13 protein-coding genes are annotated in these 16,981 nt (G+C 48.6%); 3 read left to right on the top strand and 10 right to left on the bottom strand.

Translation table 11 applies throughout. The annotated features are described in order from the left end of the window. Positions 1-713: 713 nt before the first annotated feature. Entirely contained in the window at positions 714-3,734 is a 3,021-nt protein-coding gene (locus ACTRXD_RS11865) for a two-partner secretion domain-containing protein (RefSeq protein ID WP_442432022.1), read from the bottom strand. On the opposite strand from ACTRXD_RS11865, the gene ACTRXD_RS11870 reads away from it, so the two are divergent. After that, positions 3,626-4,030, top strand: coding sequence for a hypothetical protein (locus tag ACTRXD_RS11870; protein WP_442432199.1), 405 nt, complete (start codon positions 3,626-3,628; stop codon positions 4,028-4,030). The two genes, ACTRXD_RS11865 and ACTRXD_RS11870, sit on opposite strands and share 109 nt — an antisense overlap. A 294-nt stretch (positions 4,031-4,324) precedes the next feature. Here the strand turns inward: ACTRXD_RS11870 and ACTRXD_RS11875 are convergent, their stop codons facing one another. Continuing rightward, on the bottom strand, positions 4,325-5,185 hold the full coding sequence (locus ACTRXD_RS11875; RefSeq protein WP_442432023.1) for a hypothetical protein: 861 nt from the start codon (positions 5,183-5,185) through the stop codon (positions 4,325-4,327). Positions 5,186-5,202: 17 nt separating this feature from the next. Further along, positions 5,203-6,060 (bottom strand): papain-like cysteine protease family protein, encoded by an 858-nt coding sequence (locus ACTRXD_RS11880; protein ID WP_442432024.1) that lies wholly within the window; start codon positions 6,058-6,060, stop codon positions 5,203-5,205. A gap of 400 nt (positions 6,061-6,460) precedes the next feature. Between ACTRXD_RS11880 and ACTRXD_RS11885 the strand changes: the two genes are divergently transcribed. Both ACTRXD_RS11885 and ACTRXD_RS11890 read left to right on the top strand, forming a co-directional pair. Next, positions 6,461-7,336: a DUF3800 domain-containing protein gene (locus ACTRXD_RS11885; protein ID WP_442432025.1), complete on the top strand. Its 876-nt coding sequence runs from the start codon at positions 6,461-6,463 to the stop codon at positions 7,334-7,336. A 48-nt stretch (positions 7,337-7,384) separates the two neighbouring features. Next, complete coding sequence (locus ACTRXD_RS11890) at positions 7,385-8,005, top strand: hypothetical protein (protein ID WP_442432026.1); 621 nt, start codon at positions 7,385-7,387, stop codon at positions 8,003-8,005. A 193-nt stretch (positions 8,006-8,198) separates the two neighbouring features. Here ACTRXD_RS11890 and ACTRXD_RS11895 read toward each other — a convergent pair whose 3' ends face one another. The 7 genes from ACTRXD_RS11895 to ACTRXD_RS11925 all read right to left on the bottom strand — a co-directional run bounded on the left by ACTRXD_RS11895 (position 8,199) and on the right by ACTRXD_RS11925 (position 16,919). Next, the gene (locus ACTRXD_RS11895) at positions 8,199-9,101 is read right to left on the bottom strand and encodes an IS1595 family transposase (protein WP_442432027.1); all 903 of its coding nucleotides are present in this window, start codon (positions 9,099-9,101) and stop codon (positions 8,199-8,201) included. 359 nt (positions 9,102-9,460) lie between these two features. After that, positions 9,461-11,026, bottom strand: a complete 1,566-nt coding sequence (locus ACTRXD_RS11900; RefSeq protein ID WP_442432028.1) for a sigma 54-interacting transcriptional regulator — start codon at positions 11,024-11,026, stop codon at positions 9,461-9,463. 169 nt (positions 11,027-11,195) lie between these two features. Next, positions 11,196-13,166 carry a CHASE2 domain-containing protein gene (locus ACTRXD_RS11905; RefSeq protein WP_442432029.1) on the bottom strand — a complete coding sequence of 657 codons (1,971 nt, stop codon included), beginning with the start codon at positions 13,164-13,166 and terminating at the stop codon, positions 11,196-11,198. 157 nt (positions 13,167-13,323) lie between these two features. Further along, positions 13,324-14,637: a GAF domain-containing sensor histidine kinase gene (locus tag ACTRXD_RS11910; RefSeq protein WP_442432030.1), complete on the bottom strand. Its 1,314-nt coding sequence runs from the start codon at positions 14,635-14,637 to the stop codon at positions 13,324-13,326. Positions 14,638-14,725: 88 nt separating this feature from the next. Beyond that, positions 14,726-15,127 (bottom strand): hypothetical protein, encoded by a 402-nt coding sequence (locus tag ACTRXD_RS11915; protein WP_442432031.1) that lies wholly within the window; start codon positions 15,125-15,127, stop codon positions 14,726-14,728. Beyond that, a complete protein-coding gene (locus ACTRXD_RS11920; RefSeq protein ID WP_442432032.1) occupies positions 15,099-15,392 on the bottom strand; it encodes a hypothetical protein in 294 nt (97 codons plus the stop codon). Before ACTRXD_RS11920 ends, ACTRXD_RS11915 begins: the two co-directional genes overlap by 29 nt. A 183-nt stretch (positions 15,393-15,575) precedes the next feature. Further along, positions 15,576-16,919: an ATP-binding protein gene (locus ACTRXD_RS11925; RefSeq protein ID WP_442432033.1), complete on the bottom strand. Its 1,344-nt coding sequence runs from the start codon at positions 16,917-16,919 to the stop codon at positions 15,576-15,578. Between the last annotated feature and the right edge of the window lie 62 nt (positions 16,920-16,981).

A 16,981-nucleotide genomic window follows, 5' to 3' on the forward strand; every position in this document is an offset into this window, starting at 1 on the left:
ATGCAGAGGAGCTGCCGCGCGACAACCATCATGGCTCGGAACGAAGACCGTTCCCTCACGAAGCCGGATATATGACCGCAGACCCTTCTCTCATCAGAATAAATTCCTGCTTGCAAACAAGGGGGAGTCCATATATGACAACCTCGTGTTCAGGGAGACAAACAGAATTGAATGCCGAATTCGCGGTTGGCATTGCTATTTCGTTCATAAACCGTTGGATTCATTCATGACAAACTACAACATGGCTCTCGCGCCGAAACGGCATCACGGTTGCTTTAAAGAGAAGTAACCAGAAGGATACACCAGAAATTCAATTAGAGCCTTCTCTCTAACGGTTATAAGGTTTCTATCATGCAAATCGATGAGCTTTATCAAATTATTTCCCTCGGAATTTCGATAAGCTGCGTGATCGGACTGGCAGTAGCCTGGGTGTTTTTTCTATCAAACCGGAACGAATGACAGTGTTCTGCATGGCATCTTTCTCCTCTTTCCCTCACTCCCGTCCCTCTTCGTTATCCCTGCCGGTCCTTAGCAAAATCCATCCGACCCGTAACCAAGAGAGATTTTCAGCAATAACTGGCGGACATGACAAGTTTTTCGAATCATGGCTGTGCAAAAACATCCAGGCAGGACGATGTCGGGAAAGGCTCGAGAAATTAATTCAGACGAGAGGAGTTAAACAGTAGGGATATTCTAAAGTCCCACAATAGCATTCAAGGACAAGCCGAAAACATGCCATTTCCATGCTGAAACAGCACGGGCGTGGAATATATTGCTACCTGGATTGAAGCAGCATGGCCTGTTTCCGCGATCCCTGCGGGCGGGTCGGCATGACCCAACCCACCCGCAGGGGATGAACTCACTTGGGGGAGAAATGGACTGGCTAAGAATGTGCCGGGCGTGGGTGCCACACTGTCGGACTTGGAATCCACAAAGGTACTAAAGTGGCCGCCCTCTCCCGCCACACAGCGGGACGCATAGAGTGTCGCCACGTTCACCGGCTGATCGGGCAGAGGCGCAATCGTCCCACTCAGCACCTGAATGGGTGACTCAATCGTGACCGAGCCGCTGATGCCCGTTTGCGAAGAGGCATCCAGAGTACTCTGCGCATCCAATAAGACCGCCTTGCTCGCAATTAACGAAATATTGCCACCCTGACCGTCCACCGCCTTGGCCAGGATCTGACTGTTTTGGAGAATGATGAAATCCGGATCTAACGTGACATTGCCCCCACCCGTGGTCTCATCACCTTTAACCGAGCTGGAAATGGTGCTGTCGACCAGTTGAATCATCTCGTTAGCGGTGAGTGTGATATTGCCACCCGAGGCTTGATCCGCTTCCGTGGTCACGGTGGCCTTGTTGATCAGAACCGTGTCATGGCCGGTGATATTAATGTTTCCGGCATTGCCCGGACCGTCGCTGCTCGCTGAGACCGTGGCCCCCTTACTGAGAGTGAAATTCTGGTCTGCCACCAACGATATGGCACCTCCGTCTCCCGCGCCGAACTCCGGCCCCGTGGCCTGACTGAATACACCCCCAGGCCTGCCATCATCCAAAACCCCAGCGATAGAAATATTGTTGGATGCCTTTACGGAAATCGTTCCACCCCCTCCCCCGCCTCTCGTCCCACTATTGATCGCTCCCCCTTCACTTAAATTAAGGGAACCGGTTTCAATCACGATTTTTCCTGCCTCACCACAGGGGCCAGAACAAAAAGTCCCATCGCCCAAGGTCGACGTAAAAATACCACTGGCCAGTATGCCACCAAGCCCTAATTCGGGTTCAACCGGGGGAAATTCCTGTTGCCCGCTAATTGAAACGTTCTTGGCAGCAATAGTGACAGTTCCACCCAAACCACTGCCTTGGGTCGCAGTGTTGATCACACCACCGCCTGTCATTTCCAAAAGATTGGTGGTAATGGAGATGTTGCCGGATTTCCCCGGACCTTCAAACCCCAAGGCATTGCTAAAGATTCCACTGGGCTGGATCTCCACTAGGTTACCTAAAATTCCTAGATAATCGGTTGCGTTCACCCTGATGGGCCCCGCATCACTAAGACCAAGTGTGCTGGTAATCAATTGGCTGCCTTCCTTCAACTCCACCACATTGGCGTCAATGGAAATGCCGGCAGACGGGGCACGGTTGTCGTCAATGGGCCCTAAGATGGCTCCTTGAATAAAGCTTTCTAAGCGTGAACCGATGGCTACCACGGAATCTGCGTCTATGGAGATTCCCCCACTCTGCACAGGTCCGCTAGCCGAAATAGGACTGTTTTTCAGTACTATATTATTGCCCTTGATCGTGACGTTACCACCTTTGGAAAAAAACGTTTCCGTGGAGATTGAAGCACTATTTAATTCTAAAGTGTCCGCCGAAATTGCCACATTGCCGGAGGGCCCCATCGGAGGGAAGATAAAATCAGTATTGGTCCCCGTCAAAAGTCGACCATTTTCCATGAAAAAGCTGTCCGCCTTTATGTTGATGTTCCCACCCGGCCCATCACTTCCGGTACTACTATCGATATATGAAAAAGACCCATCAGGATCACCGCGAAACGCAATGCCTCCAGTTGTAATACTGACATTACCGGCCTTTCCTGTCCCGGATGTCCCCGTAGCAATGACATTCAAGGGATCCGGACTCGTCACCATCACCGACATATTTCCTGATTCAATCTGAACCTCTCCGGCATTACCATCCCCCAAACTTCTGGCCGAAATAGTGGGAACGTCTAAATTAGTTTCAATGGCTAGATCACCGGCGAGCTGCATACTCACAGCCGTTGTTGCACCGTCGCTCTCACCCGTATCAGCAGAGATCGTGGCATTCGTCATCATTAAATTACCTCCTCGAATGATGACCGTTCCGGCGGCATCCCCACCGTCCACATTCCCGGAAACATTCAGCGTCGCTCCCTCCGACAGAACAATGGTCCCCATCATGGTGAACAACTCCCCATTGACGTTGGGAGCGCTGGCGAAGGTATCGGCCACCACTTCTCCAGGAGAGGCCACACTGGCTATGGCGATCTGCCCTCCCTGAGCACTGAGGGCACTATTTCCGATCGTGAGATCTTCACCAACGAGCGAGAGCGTTTGTCCGTCCCCTACGGACAACTCGCTCCCGTTAACCGAAATCGTGCCGCCGGCATTGGTATCCAGGAACCCGAATGCGGCAACCGGGGCCACACTCAACAGCACATCTTGCGCACTGGGCATGGCGGTGAATTGCACACCGTCGGCAAGCCTCACGTAATCTGCCGTGGTGAAATAGGCACCACCACCCACATTCAAAGTAGCATTCTTTCCAAACACGATCCCAGCCGGATTCATGAGAAACAGATTAGCGTTGCCAAACCCTTCGGTCTGAATCTTTCCGAGAATGTTCGAGGCGTCACTACCCGTCACACGGCTCAGAATGTTGGTCGTCGGATTTCCGGAATCATTAAGAAAATTGGCTACTCCCGTTGCTCCTACATTAAACTTATCAAAAGAATGAAAAAGATTGGACCCATTACCAGGACGCGTCCCACCGGTGATGTTGCACGCATTGCACCCGGTCGGAACATTCGTTCCCATTGTTCCGTCCCCTGTAATCATCGTTACCTGAGCCTGCGAATTTCCCCATGCACAAAAAACGAAAAACGCTACAGATAGCAGGAAAAATCCCGCGAGAATCGACTGAGGAAAAAGACGCCATCGAGGTTGATGAGCTACATACGCTGGGAACCACATATCAGATTCTTCTCATAAGGGTATTCCTGAAATGTTGTAAGGCCGGGAAAATTGCCCTGATTATTCCCATAATTTCATTATTATTTCCTGCCCCTTCACGGTACCGGATTGAAAAACATGATTCATTAATATACTCAAGGCTAACTGCATTTGGAGATTTCCTACAGTTTGCCACAAGTGCAGAGGCAACTTCCTCCGTTAGCCTCCCAATAGTTTGTAGTACAATTATCCAGCTTATTTTGGCCAGAATTCCAACACATCTGGGAATTTTGACATTTTCTACTTCCAGATGCTGAACAGGTTTTATTGTCTGACGCTAGAATGGTCTTATCATTTTCCGCATGCCAGAAACCCGTTGCGGATCCATTGTAATTGACCGAAGGACAACCAGTCACACCATCGTCCTTCCCTGTCCCCATAATGCCATTTGGACATTCTCCTACGATTACTGTTACGGATCCATCATAGGAAGGGGGTGTCATAGCAGCACACCCTTGGAGAAGAAATGCGAACAAAAATACAAAAATTAATGCAGTCCAATAACGGTGGATCACAGTCAGATTAGACATCACAAGAATTCCTCCCTTTGGTTAGGGATTTTGTTTTGCTTGGGGCCTAGCCTTTAAATCCCACGGTGGATAATCATATTCTTTATCATTGACTTCTTTTGCTAAGGCATCAAAAATTTCACGGGCAGGAGCAAATTTCCCTTTAAACTGATTCGAAAATTCATCATTCTTCATACCACTATCCATGACCTTTAATTTAAATTCCTGATTTGTAGTAATCTCACCTAAGAGAAATTGGGTCATGGCTGGGATCCATACGATAAATACTTGAGATTCCTTCGATTCTACTTCCCTCCTGGCCTCAAATAATGACCCATAGATTGTGGATGGCCCATATTGGATTATCCGAAACTGTGAATCATGGCCGTTTCCGTCCTTTTCAGGTACTACGACTACAAAGGTTTGACTAACCGTTTTCTTATTTTGGTATGGATCATTAACCCCTTTCACCTGAAAAATCGCGGTGTCACTTTTACGAATGAGGTTCCTCGGGTCAGTTTCACCGGACTTATAATTTTTCAATTCATCCAATCGAATAGACGTAACCACCAAAGGCTCGATTACTTTAACGTGTTCTAATTCAGCTAGATTTTGAAATCCTGACCTTACAATATTTTCCCGTCTTGCTTTTTGTCGTGCTTCCTGTCTTGAGAAAGGTAGAGTTTTTTCTTCATTTTGTTCTTTCGCATATACAGAAAAAAGAGACTTGAATTTGGTCGCTATCATTTCTTGTGTTTGTGTTACTTTTTCCTTTTTCAGGGTATACGCAAAAGAACCATTTCTTGCCATTTCTTGCCCCGTTTGAGCATTGCTTATTGTGCAGTCATAATAAAGGTGGACCATAAGAAAAATACCGAAACATGCTATCCCATTTACTCGCATAAGATTGTCTTTGAAATTTAGGGATTTTTCTGAATATTTATATAGTCAACATAATGCTGGCTATTTGTGGAATTCCAGTCGAGAAATTCCCCATCGCGAAAAGCCTCATAGGACCATTTGGTGAACTGTCTTACTAGATTCGTCTGACCACCGAAGTCACCAAATTCAGGATCTACATAAACCATCCATTTATTGGCCTCCTCCGATACCAGATCAAATACCACAAAAGAATGCCCCCCACCTCCATCCGCACGAATGACAAAACTGATAGGGCCGTACTCACAAAGTAAATGAGCAAGCTGTTCCACCGAAAGCGGTTCGAATACATAATCCCATGTAAGCCTCACGGTAGGATGATTAAAGGCCTGGTGGGGCCAGCCACTCTTCAAGCATCTGAGGTCGTTTTGGCTTCCCGGATCGCAACAATCAACTGCAACGCCTTTAACATCTGTAACAATCCGGCACTGTTTTATATCCCGTCCATGGGCTTCTCCTAGACCTTCAACACTGGCTGCCCAACACCAACTACCCGTTTCTTGGCCAACAAGTGAGTAAGAATCAAGAATAGGCCGCGCCGGACAAGCTTGTTGAATCGAGTCTGGTAAAGGGCAGGATGGACCGAACGGAGAGACTAGACAGGGATCTCCCTTAGGAATCGCATCAATATTAATTGGAGACTTTCCGGCATCATCGGGCAATGGAGGTTTAACTCCAGGGCCTGAATTTTCTTCCATTTTTTTTTGTACAAAAACCCTTACGTCTCTTTTTATCGATAACGACGACCCCGAACAGCCTTGTAATAATACAAAGCCCAGGCCCAAGAGAACTGCACATACCACAATTTTTCTCAAGCCAATGTTTATTGAATTGGTCATGGTCTTCGACTTTTACAATTGCATATTTATCAACACCTGGGCGCCATAATTCTTGATGAATTCTAATTTTCCGAATGCCCGAAAAGTATAAAAATGTTTTTGCTTAAAAATTTCCCTTTCATCCTCATTACCGTCTTGCTTTTCCTATCAAGTCCAGCCTATTTCATGTTTTTTTCTTTTACCTTTCTTTTTGATTCTGAATAGTTCCCAATTTAAGTAGCAATTGCAGTGCCGCATTCGGCCTTAACCTCCAATATTCCCTCCTAATCTCCCTCATCCCCCATTCCATAGGCATTTTCTTTAATATCATGATTGCTATGAGTCTAGGGCCTGTTCCTATTCAGTGTAGGACGCGTATCTAATCAGATACACGTTATATCTGATTGGGGCGATTATGTTGATGTTGACACCTAAGCCCCTAAAGGATACGATTGCCCAGTCTGTCGTTAAGCAGATTATTCGGGCGGCTCATCCATTTACATCCCGCGAAAGGGTTTCGGCTGTCGTGTTTGCCTATTTCGATGAGAGCGGAAAACCTGACCATTCGCCTGTGGTAAGTCTTGGGGCTGTGGTTGCCTCTGAGAGGAAGTGGAAGGATTTTGAAAAAGAATGGATGAAGGAGCTTTATCTGGTGAAGGCTCCCATTCATCCACGCCATAACCTTCCATATTTTCATATGACCGACTTTGAAAGCCCTGACTGTAAGGATTACAGGCATTTAAATAAAGATGCCAGAGAAGCTTTCATTTCAAGTTTGGCTGGTATCGTCAATGAAACCATTTCGTATGGTGTGGTGGAGTCATTGGCTGTGAAAGATTGGAATGAAATTGTCATGCCCCATTTCTTAGACTCCTACAGGCAAAACCGAGGATGGTATTTGTTTATGCTTCAGAATGCTTTGATTGATATAGCCTATTGGACAAAAAATCTTTCATTGCATGAACCAATCGCTTGTATTTTCGACACCAATAATGAGGTCTCTTATGCGGCCACTGAACATTTTAATGATATTAGAGAAAACGACTATTGTGGAATTGGTCATAGGTTTGTATCCGCAACCTTTGCTAATAGTGTCCAGTTTTGCCCATTGCAGGCCGCAGATATATTAGCTTATGAAGGGCGAAAAGATATTCATAATAAATATATTGATGGCGGAGAGCGCCCGATACGAAAGTTATTACAAGTGCTTTTAAAAGAAGGAAGACTCAATATTTCCCGTTCCAATCGGGAAGATCTTGAAACCTTCAGAGACGTCTTCCTTAGGCCAAGGCAATAATAATAAATAACTGCTTGAGCTATAAGAGGAAAAGCGTACAATGGCCGGATGTCTTGGGCTAAATATTGGATAAAAATAATCAAATGGTCATTGCGTCAAACCATTCATCGATGTGGATGGCACAACGGTGGTCTTTGGACAGTGCTAATTGGGTTTGTCTTTGGCTCATTTATTCACGTTTATAGATTCGGATTGGAAGCAGCAATACAGGAAATGGAAGTTTTTATTTCATATGGGCTTATTGGGGCTGTGCTGAGTGCTATTTTATTGTTTATTGATAGCCTGGTGTCAGCGCCTCCGTATCTTGACCATAAAAGAGTTCTGAAAATAAGAGAACTTACAAATGCCTTAGATGACAAAGCTAAAAGACAGCAGGCGCTAAATGAATTGTGGGAGTTAAGAAGGGTTGGGCTTAACCTATTAAGCGAACGTGGCATATCAAATCAAGAGAAATATGATAACTGGGCAACAAGGTTTAATGATTGGCGGGATTCAGTATTAAGGCAATCAAGCATTGTTTCTGTAAATTTAATGAATTACCTGAAAGTTTTAGGAGCAATTAATAGAGATGTAGGCATACGGCCATTTAATACAGACCACCAGAATCAATATTTAAAAGGATCAGAAATCCTCGAAAGGCTTGAGAAGTACCTAGAAAAAGAGTTGTGACAACGAGGTGTTGTTCACTTCTTCTTTGCTGGTTTCTTGTTGGGAATCAGCACTTTCTCAAACGACTTCTGTAGCACTTCTTGAAACTTACCGATGTCGGCGTGTTCGATCGCTTTTTTGAGGTCGGCGTCTTTGACCTTTGTAGGCGGGATGGTATCCACCATTATATTGTAATGAGGCAATGTCAATTCGTCTAGTAGTGGCTCGTCGTAATTAAATCAACGAACGCATCGGGACTATGGCGAGCATTGTGCCGGAATGAAAACTCATTGAGATAGAGGGGAAGGTATTGCTTGCTGACATGATGAAAACTCCCCATGATCCCACGTTTAAACAGGGACCAAAAACTATCAAGGTTAGCAGTATGGACATGGCCACGCACATATTCACCTTTAGCATGGGACACCGATTGATGGGGATAGCCCTTTTTCTTTAACAGGCGATAGCCTGAATGTTCGTCAGTGGCAACTAAGGACACATTATCGGCCACGGATTCACGGATAAACCCTTGAAGCGTAGCCGAATCGGTACGCTCAATGGCCTTGGTGACGACCATCCCTTTTCGTGAGATAGCGCCAATGACGGCAACTTTGCCAGTTCCGCCAGATATACCAACGCGTTTGTTGCGATGGCGATTCTTATCTTTTCCACCTACATAGGTTTCGTCCACTTCGACTTCTCCGGTTAATGGCAACACATCACCTTTCATAGCCGCTCTCCACCGATGACACATATACCAAGTAGTCCGATAGTCAGAGCCAGTGTCCTCACCAAAGATGACACGGTGCAACTGCAAGGCGCTCGCGCCCTTCTTGGCGACCAGCATCAAGTAGCCCACCTTAAACCATTGAATGAGTGGGATCTTAGTGCCCTGAAAAATGGTGTGAGTAAAGAGCGAAAAGCGATAGCCGTTCTTTCCACCACACCCGATATTCTTGCAGATCCAATGAAATGGCTTTGAAGCTAAATGGTAAATACGCTCTTTTCCATGACATCGAGGGCACTGCACGCCTTGAGGCCACCGAGCCGCAACGAGAAAGGCTTTGCAGGCATCTTCGGTGGGGAATTGCTTGTCAAAAGCGTCAATGGTTTTCATGATTCAGTCTCCTTATTTAAGGAGAGATTATCAGAAATAACCCTCGGTGTCAACATCAACATAATCGCCCTGATTGGATACACAATGATTTTGATTCAACAAGAGAGAATGGTCTTGGACACCTATATTGCGTAAAACCCGAAAATCAACATTATTACCCTGAATTTTTCATTTGCCGCATGACCATCGAAGTGGAAGTGAAACTAAGACTTACGCATCAATCCCCCTTGAAGCGGGACTTCCTTTTTAGCCGAGGGAATGGGCTATCGCTTTTGATGAATTTTTAGAGAAAGAGAGAAGAGTGATCTTGTGAGGCTGGGTGATATCTTAAGAGAACCCGTCGAAGAGCAATTTGGTGATCAGGGGGATTCGTAGACTTCATCGCGCAAGTGGTTGACCTGAATGTTATGACGTTTGATTTTTTTGATGAGTCCCTGCCGGCTTAAGCCTAACCGTTTGGCCGTTTGGACCTGATTGAACCGGCAGGCCAACAAGGTCTCCTTGATCATGCGTTGCTCCAATTCATCGACGGCTTGATGGAGACTCCGGCCTTTCGAATCTATGGTGCCTCCGGTCGTTTGAACAGGGCATCGGATACCTTCTTCGAGCGCTTCCTCCTGTATCGTCGTGCCACGAACCATGACCATTAATCGTTTGATTTCATTTTCTAACTGCCGGATATTTCCCGGCCAGGAATATTCCATGAATCGCTCCATGGCCTTGGCGGACAGTTTTTTCCTGTGTCGATCCATCTGCGAGCTGTAAAGGTCCAGAAAATAATTGACGAGCAGGGGGATATCTGCCGGGATCTCCCGTAAGGCCGGCGTATGCACATGCACGACTTTGAGACGGTAGTAGAGATCGTCTCGAAACGTGCCCGCTTTAATAGCGGCTTCTAAATTTTTATTGGTGGCCGCAATGATTCTGATATCGAGGGGAACCGACTCTCGCTTTCCCACCGGCTCGACGGCCCGCTCCTGCAGCACCCGTAATACTTTGGCCTGGGCGCTTACGCCCAGATCTCCAATTTCATCCAAAAACAGCGTGCCCTTATTCGCCTGTTCAAATTTGCCTATTCTGGCCTCTACGTCCGTCGCGGTGCCTTTGCTGATGCCGAATAATTCACTTTCGATTAATGTTTCGGGGAGGGCGGCACAATTGATCGCGACAAACGGTTGACGGGCTCGCGGGCTATTGTAATGAATGGCTTTGGCCACCAATTCCTTTCCCGTTCCGTTTTCTCCGGTAATAAGCACATCCACTGAACTATCCCGGACCTGATCGATGATTCTGATCAGTCGCTGCATCGGCAGACTGTTTCCCATAAGCTTTTTCGTGGAGTACTGTCCTTCAACCTCTTTCCACAGATGCGCGTTTTCCTGTTGCAACCGTTCGCGTTCCCGCCGCAATTGTTCCATGACATGGAATTTTTGAAGAGGGATAGCGATGCTATCAACCAACGCCTGAGCCACCATTTCATCCTGAGCGGAAAAGTCCTTGCCCTTTTTATTCACGGCTTCAAAGACGCCGATGATGTCTCCGGTTCTGTCCCGAACCGGTAGCGCCAACAGGGTCTGCGTCTGCCGCTTCATTTGTGCGTCGATGCCGGAAAAAAATCTTGAGTCCGATTGCACATCTTTGACATTGATCAACTCTCCCGTCGCCACACAGGCGCCCGCAATTCCTAAGCGTGCATCCAGGCGTAATACCCGCCCGCCCACAGGGAGGGGAAACCACAGCTCACATTCCTTCCGATCCAGCAGAAACACACTGATCCCCTCCGCCTGCAGTACCCGGCGTGATTCTTTTTCAATGAGTTGTAACAAGGTTAGTAATTCCTGCTCCTGGTTGATCTGAAGCAGAAATGTTTCAGGAAGGTCTATTCTCTTGTGAGGAATTTCCTGTTTTCCGGATCGACTCGCCATGGCGGTGTTCCTGAAAATTCCCTTGAGCCCACATCGCTGGACAGGAGGGAGCATCAACTGTACACATTATGACCAGGTGTGAATGGAGAAGGCAACTACCCGCCCCGCGCGCGCCTTTTTGCGTTTACCTGGGTAGGCTACCCTCTGACCAAAATCCCAGGCCCATGACCTATCCTCTGGCTTGTTCGATGGACGTCACCGAACATGGTTCCGGACTGCCCGTCTTTGTGAACAGCCGATAAACGGAAATGCCATTGGCTTTCCCCCTTAGCGTGATCACCCCGACTTCTTTGATTCCCCATGGATGGTCTCCGAGGTATTGCTTGGTCGTCTCTCCAATAAGGATCCGGCAGACCTCACCATTGGACCAGGTCTCCAACGAGTCTTTTTGGAAACTTTCTAATCGAGAGGCAATGTTCACGGAGTCTCCAATGGTCGTAAATTTCAATCGTTGTTCACTGCCCAGACTTCCGACGACCACCGGCCCCGTTTGAATGCCTATCCGCATCCGCACCTCCGGCAACCCCTGCTGCTGCCATTGAGTATTGAGATGTCGCATTTCCTGTTCCAGAGCCACGGCACAACTGACGGCATTGTTGACATCCTGCCGCTTGTTGGCTTCCGTTTGTCCCAACCGGAATACCCCGAAATCCGCTTTGATCATGTCTCCATGATAATCATCAACCATCCCGCCATGGTTGGTAATAATTTTCACCATGCGCTCCATGAAAGTATTGAGCCAGTCCAGTACCGTGTCGGGTTCCATGTTTTCTGCCACGGTCGTGAACCCTTCTAGATCCGTAAACAACGTCGTCACCACCAATTTTTGTGGGCGCAACCGGCCCTTTTCCAAAAATTGTTCTCGCTTCTCCCAGACAGCCTGAGCCACTTCTGAAGAGACATGCCGGGAAAAAAGCGACATCAGGAGCACCCGGTCCTGCTTTTCCCGGTTCGAAAGCCAGGCTGTCACCACCATGGCATTGACCACCAATCCAATGACCGGCGGGATAAACGGGATCCACGTCCCATACATCATTCCGCCCACCACCACTCCGCTTAGCAGCAGCATCCCCATGAGCACAGCCAGAGAGAAACGCCAGGCACCTCGAACCCACACGCCGATGAATCCGCCCCCGAGCACCCATAGCCCGATCCAGACTGTTTCCAGGGAATCTGGAAATGTCGCAATGGGGGCCTGGCCCTCTCCCTTCGCTAGGCGGAGCAGTTGGTGCACCATATATCCATGCAGTTGAAGTCCGGGAATTGGGGGACACACCGTGAGAGTTCTGCATTGTGAGGTATAAAAATAATCTTTGACGCCTTGGGCGATAACTCCGACAAGCACGATGTGGTCCTGAAGGAGTTCCGGATTGAACGTTCCTTCCAGTATGGCTCCAAAGGAAATGGTCGGAAAGACGTTCTTCTCCCGTTCAAGATTCAACAGGTATTGATACCCCTGGGCATCGGCTTCCACATACCCCCCATCGTGGGCTTCGAAAGGGCGAATGACCGTTTTCCCAAGTTGCAACCAATTAGAATTCTCAACGGCCGGCTTGGGGACGATCTTCTCCTGCTGTAAATATTGAAGGGCCAGCAGCAAAGAAAATGACCGATAGAAATTGGTCCCATCATCCAGGAATAAGAGACCACGGCGAACGATCCCGCCGGAATCGACGACCACATCGTTAAACCCGACACGATCCGTGCCTTGCAACATGGCCGGACCGGGAATACCCCCCTTCTCAATTTTTCCGAATTTCATGACCATCAGAATTTCCGGATGCGCCCCAAGTACCCGGTCCAATTCCTGTCGACCGGGCGGCACTTCCAAGTCCCGATAGATATCCACTCCGATTGCTCGAGGGTGATGTGCCGTCATGATGTCCAAGGCTCGGGCAAGGACTTCATCCGTTACCGGCCAATGCCCTAATGTTCGAATATCCTGGTCCGTAATCGACACCAGCGTAATCGGGGGGATCGGCCGTGTGTCGGTCGGACGAAGACGCATTGACCAATCGTAGGCCTCCAGTTCCGCGCTTTCCAGAAAGCCTTCCCACCGAAGCCCCATGACACCCAGAAAAACCAGGAGAGTCATGACCCCGATTTGAAAGGCGGGAGAACGAAGAGGTGAATGGCCCACAGAAACCCCCTTCACAGCTCAGGCACGATATGAATGAACCAGAAAACGGGAAGATATCTGCTAGGCTTTGTTTGTCATCACAAGCAAGTACATGCTGAGGATGGTGCCATGAACGGGAAGAACATTGTTCACGCTTCGTACCCGTTTTTCAAAAGGTTTAAGAAGACACCTGATCCGAAGAAAACGTGGTCGGCACTTCCATGGGCAAATGAATGTGAAAAACGGTGCCTCTATTCACTTCACTCTCAACCGCAATGACTCCCGAATGCGCCTCGATGACATCCTTGACAATTTTTGTTCCCAATCCGGTCCCACCCTGCTTCCGGCTTATAGCCCTGGCCGTGAATAACGTATCTCGAATTTCGGCGGGCATACCACGCCCGGTATCAATCACGGACACGTGAACCGTCTGTCCCATAGCCTCCATTTGTCCTGTTATCGTGATAGACCCGCCCTGGGGAACTTCGGAGATGGCGTTATTGACAAGGTTATAGAAGGCATTAAACAGCCGGGATTCATCGGCTTGCATTACCGGCAATTCCAAAATTCCTTCATGAGCCAGAGAAATCCCTTTTTCTTGAGCGGCCAGCTTCAAGGTATCAAACACCGAAGCAATCACATGGTGAAGCTTACAAGGGGCAAAGCGTGGAGGGCTCATCAAACCCTTCACGCAATCGGCAATTTCTTTTACGCGCTCTTGAATCCGCTTGGCGTTATTGGCCACCATCCCAATGGCTTCCAGGCATAATTCATAGCTCGCCCGGCCTTTGTCAGGATCAAACGCTGGCAGATCGGCGAAGACGTCATTCATCTCATCCCTCAGGAGTGACGTCCCACACAGGACCGGCATCAGCATATTTTTCACGTCATGCCCAATGTCTCCCAGGATTCGCGCCACTTCCGCCAATTTGGCTTCCTGAAATAATCGCGCTTGCTCGATGGCCAGTGCCGTGAAAGCCCCGATGATCATTAAGATGGCCACGTCCTCCTGATTTAACCTGTCCTCCCGCTTGTTCATCACCTCCAGGACGCCTATCGGATGTCCTTCCCATCGGTTCAGAGGAATGGCAATCATGTCCCTGGTCTGGAATCCGCTTAGGTGATCGATTTCCTCAAGGTGACGCTGATCCTCCTTCGCATCCTTAATCACCACAGGGTCTCCCGTGGCAAAAACCGATCCCGCAATGCCTTGCGTCCATGGAAATGCCGTTCCGGACTTGAGTGGTTGGTCACCAATTGAATGGTAAAACACCAATTCCTTCGTTTCCGGATTGGCCAACAACACGGAACCGGCCCGGCAGTTCACAACCTCCAAGGCTATCTTTAATCCCTGTTCCACCACATCTTCCACGCTTAGATGCTGAAAAAGCGCCTGGCTTATTCTCCGGGCGGCATCCAGTTCCCGCTCCTTACGATCCAGTTGGGTCGAGGGATTCACAGCTCGTTCCCCAATGATGTCAAATTTGACCAATTCTTCACCATAGCGGTATCACATTTAAGGGGTTATTAGAAAAGCGTAGCAAAATTTCAAAAAAATAGCTTGTAGGGCCTTTAAGGGATCATCCAGGAGGAAGGGGGCAATCAGGATCAGACAAAATCAGGGCTGTTTTTTTTTTCTGAAAGAGTTCTCTGATATTCCGCACCAACTCCACCAGCCCTTTGCTTGTTCGTGCCGACTCAAAATCCTTGGGAAGTTGGCCGGTTAAATTAGGGCGGACCTGCTCAAGGAGCTCAATAAATTGTTGATAGATGGGTAAAAAAAACAATTGGAGTCCCAGAATGGGAAAGGTTGGTACTTCGCCCGCTCCTTGTTGAAACGTCCAATCCTGGTACACCTTAACCGGAATTCTTGAAGGCACAAACGGCCCGGTTCCGGCGGCCGCTTCCTTAAAGGCTGCAAATGGCTTGGAGACTTCCACGATGCTATCGCCCTCAGCCCGGGCTTCTGCCCACATTCCCATGGGAACGTCCTTGGCGATCAACGTATACATAAAGAGTGCGAGGCCATTCATCGGAATTGTCTGAGACATTGAAATGCGCTGAAGAATCATGATCAATACGAATGACCACCACGTCAGTCGGTGGCGGCCTGACACCTCGCAATTTGAACAAGAGACCTAATCCAACATCTTCTTCAATACTGCGAGAAAGCGGGACAGCACTGAGGACAACCCCAACGATACCAATGAGCAGACCAAACAAACCGGCTTTAACGAGTTTGGCCACGAATGCCTCTCTTCAGATTCCGGGAATCTCATTCCTGAAGAAACCACCAGAACCGTCAGTACCCACTGCTCCATGTGGGCATTTCTGAACGACCTATCTCATCAGCTCCATCTCCGTCGGCCTCTGAGAAGCACGCATCAATCACCCCTTCTCACAATTGAAGACCAACCGTCGGAACAATTTTCACAATCTCGGTGGAGGAGGGTGCACAGGAAGATGCAGATAAAACGTTGTGCCCATACCCAGCTCACTTTTTACATCAATGCGTCCACCATGGGCATCCACCACATCTTTGACAATTTTGGTCCCCAGCCCCGTCCCTTCCCGCTTGGTGGTGATGGCCTCGGAGTGAAAAAGGTGATCCCGCACTTCGGGACACATGCCCCGGCCATTGTCCGAAACAGTGACGAGAATTCCCACCCCTGGATTGTCCTCCTCTCCGAAAACCGAAATCACCCCTCCTCCGGGAATCTCCGGAATGGCATTGCTGATGAGATTATAAAAAGCAGTAAAGAGACGGTGTTCATCCGCTTCAATGACAGGGAGTGTGTCCAGACCGTCGGTTTCAAGGAAGACCGCGTGCTCCGCCGCATAGGTTTTCAGGGTTGCGAACACGGCCCTCACAACAGTGGATATCTGGCAGGGGGCAAAATGGGGTGGACTCGTGACACCTTTGACCGCATCGGCAATTTCCCGCACTCGCCGTTGTATCCGCCTGGCATTATTCACAATCATCCTGGTGAGTTCCTGACAGTTGGCATAACTCGTCTCAGCCCCTTTCACCTTCACGTCGATCCAATGAGGAAATTGCTCGTCCAATTCATCCTCCAATAATTGGGCCCCCGATAACACCGGCATCAACATATTCTTAATGTCATGACTGACATCACCCAACATTCGCACGATGCCGGCGAGCTTCGCTTCTCGATACAGACGGGATTGCTCAATCGAATTAGCGGCAAGGGCCGACACAATTGTCAGGATGGCCACGTCTTCTTCATCAAGAAGCGATTCGCGTTTATTCAGGACTTCCAACACACCGATAGGCTTTCCTTCCCATCGCTTTAAGGGCAGAGCGATCATATCCCGTGTAACGTGTTCGGTTAACACATCGATGGCTTCATAATGGCGCTGATCCCGTTTGGCATCCGGAATCACGATCGGGTTTCCTGTATGAAACACGGCGCCGGCAATCCCCTTGTCCCATGGTATGGCCGTGCCGGCCTCTACCGGGCTGGCTCCAATGGAATGCCGGAATATGAGCTCCTCAGAATCCTGGCTGGCGAGAAGAATGGATCCGCTCTCCGCTCCAACAACCTCCAGAGCCGTGGTGAGTGTTTTTTTAACCAGCTCATCGGTGTTGAGATTTTGGAAAAGCACTTCCGTCATGCGGCAGGCCGCTTCCAACTGCCGGTTGCGCTGTATCAATCGTCGGTCTTCTATCCGGCGAGGTTCTTCACGCCGATCCGGAACCGTCATCTGAAACGAGGAGGATTTGCATTCTAATTCCACAGATGTTTCTCCCATGATGTTTCGTGAGCCATCCCATACAGACTACCCACATGATTCATAAATTTTCATACAGCCGG

The sequence above is a fragment of the Nitrospira sp. T9 genome (assembly GCF_052156535.1).
Taxonomy (GTDB): domain Bacteria; phylum Nitrospirota; class Nitrospiria; order Nitrospirales; family UBA8639; genus Nitrospira_E.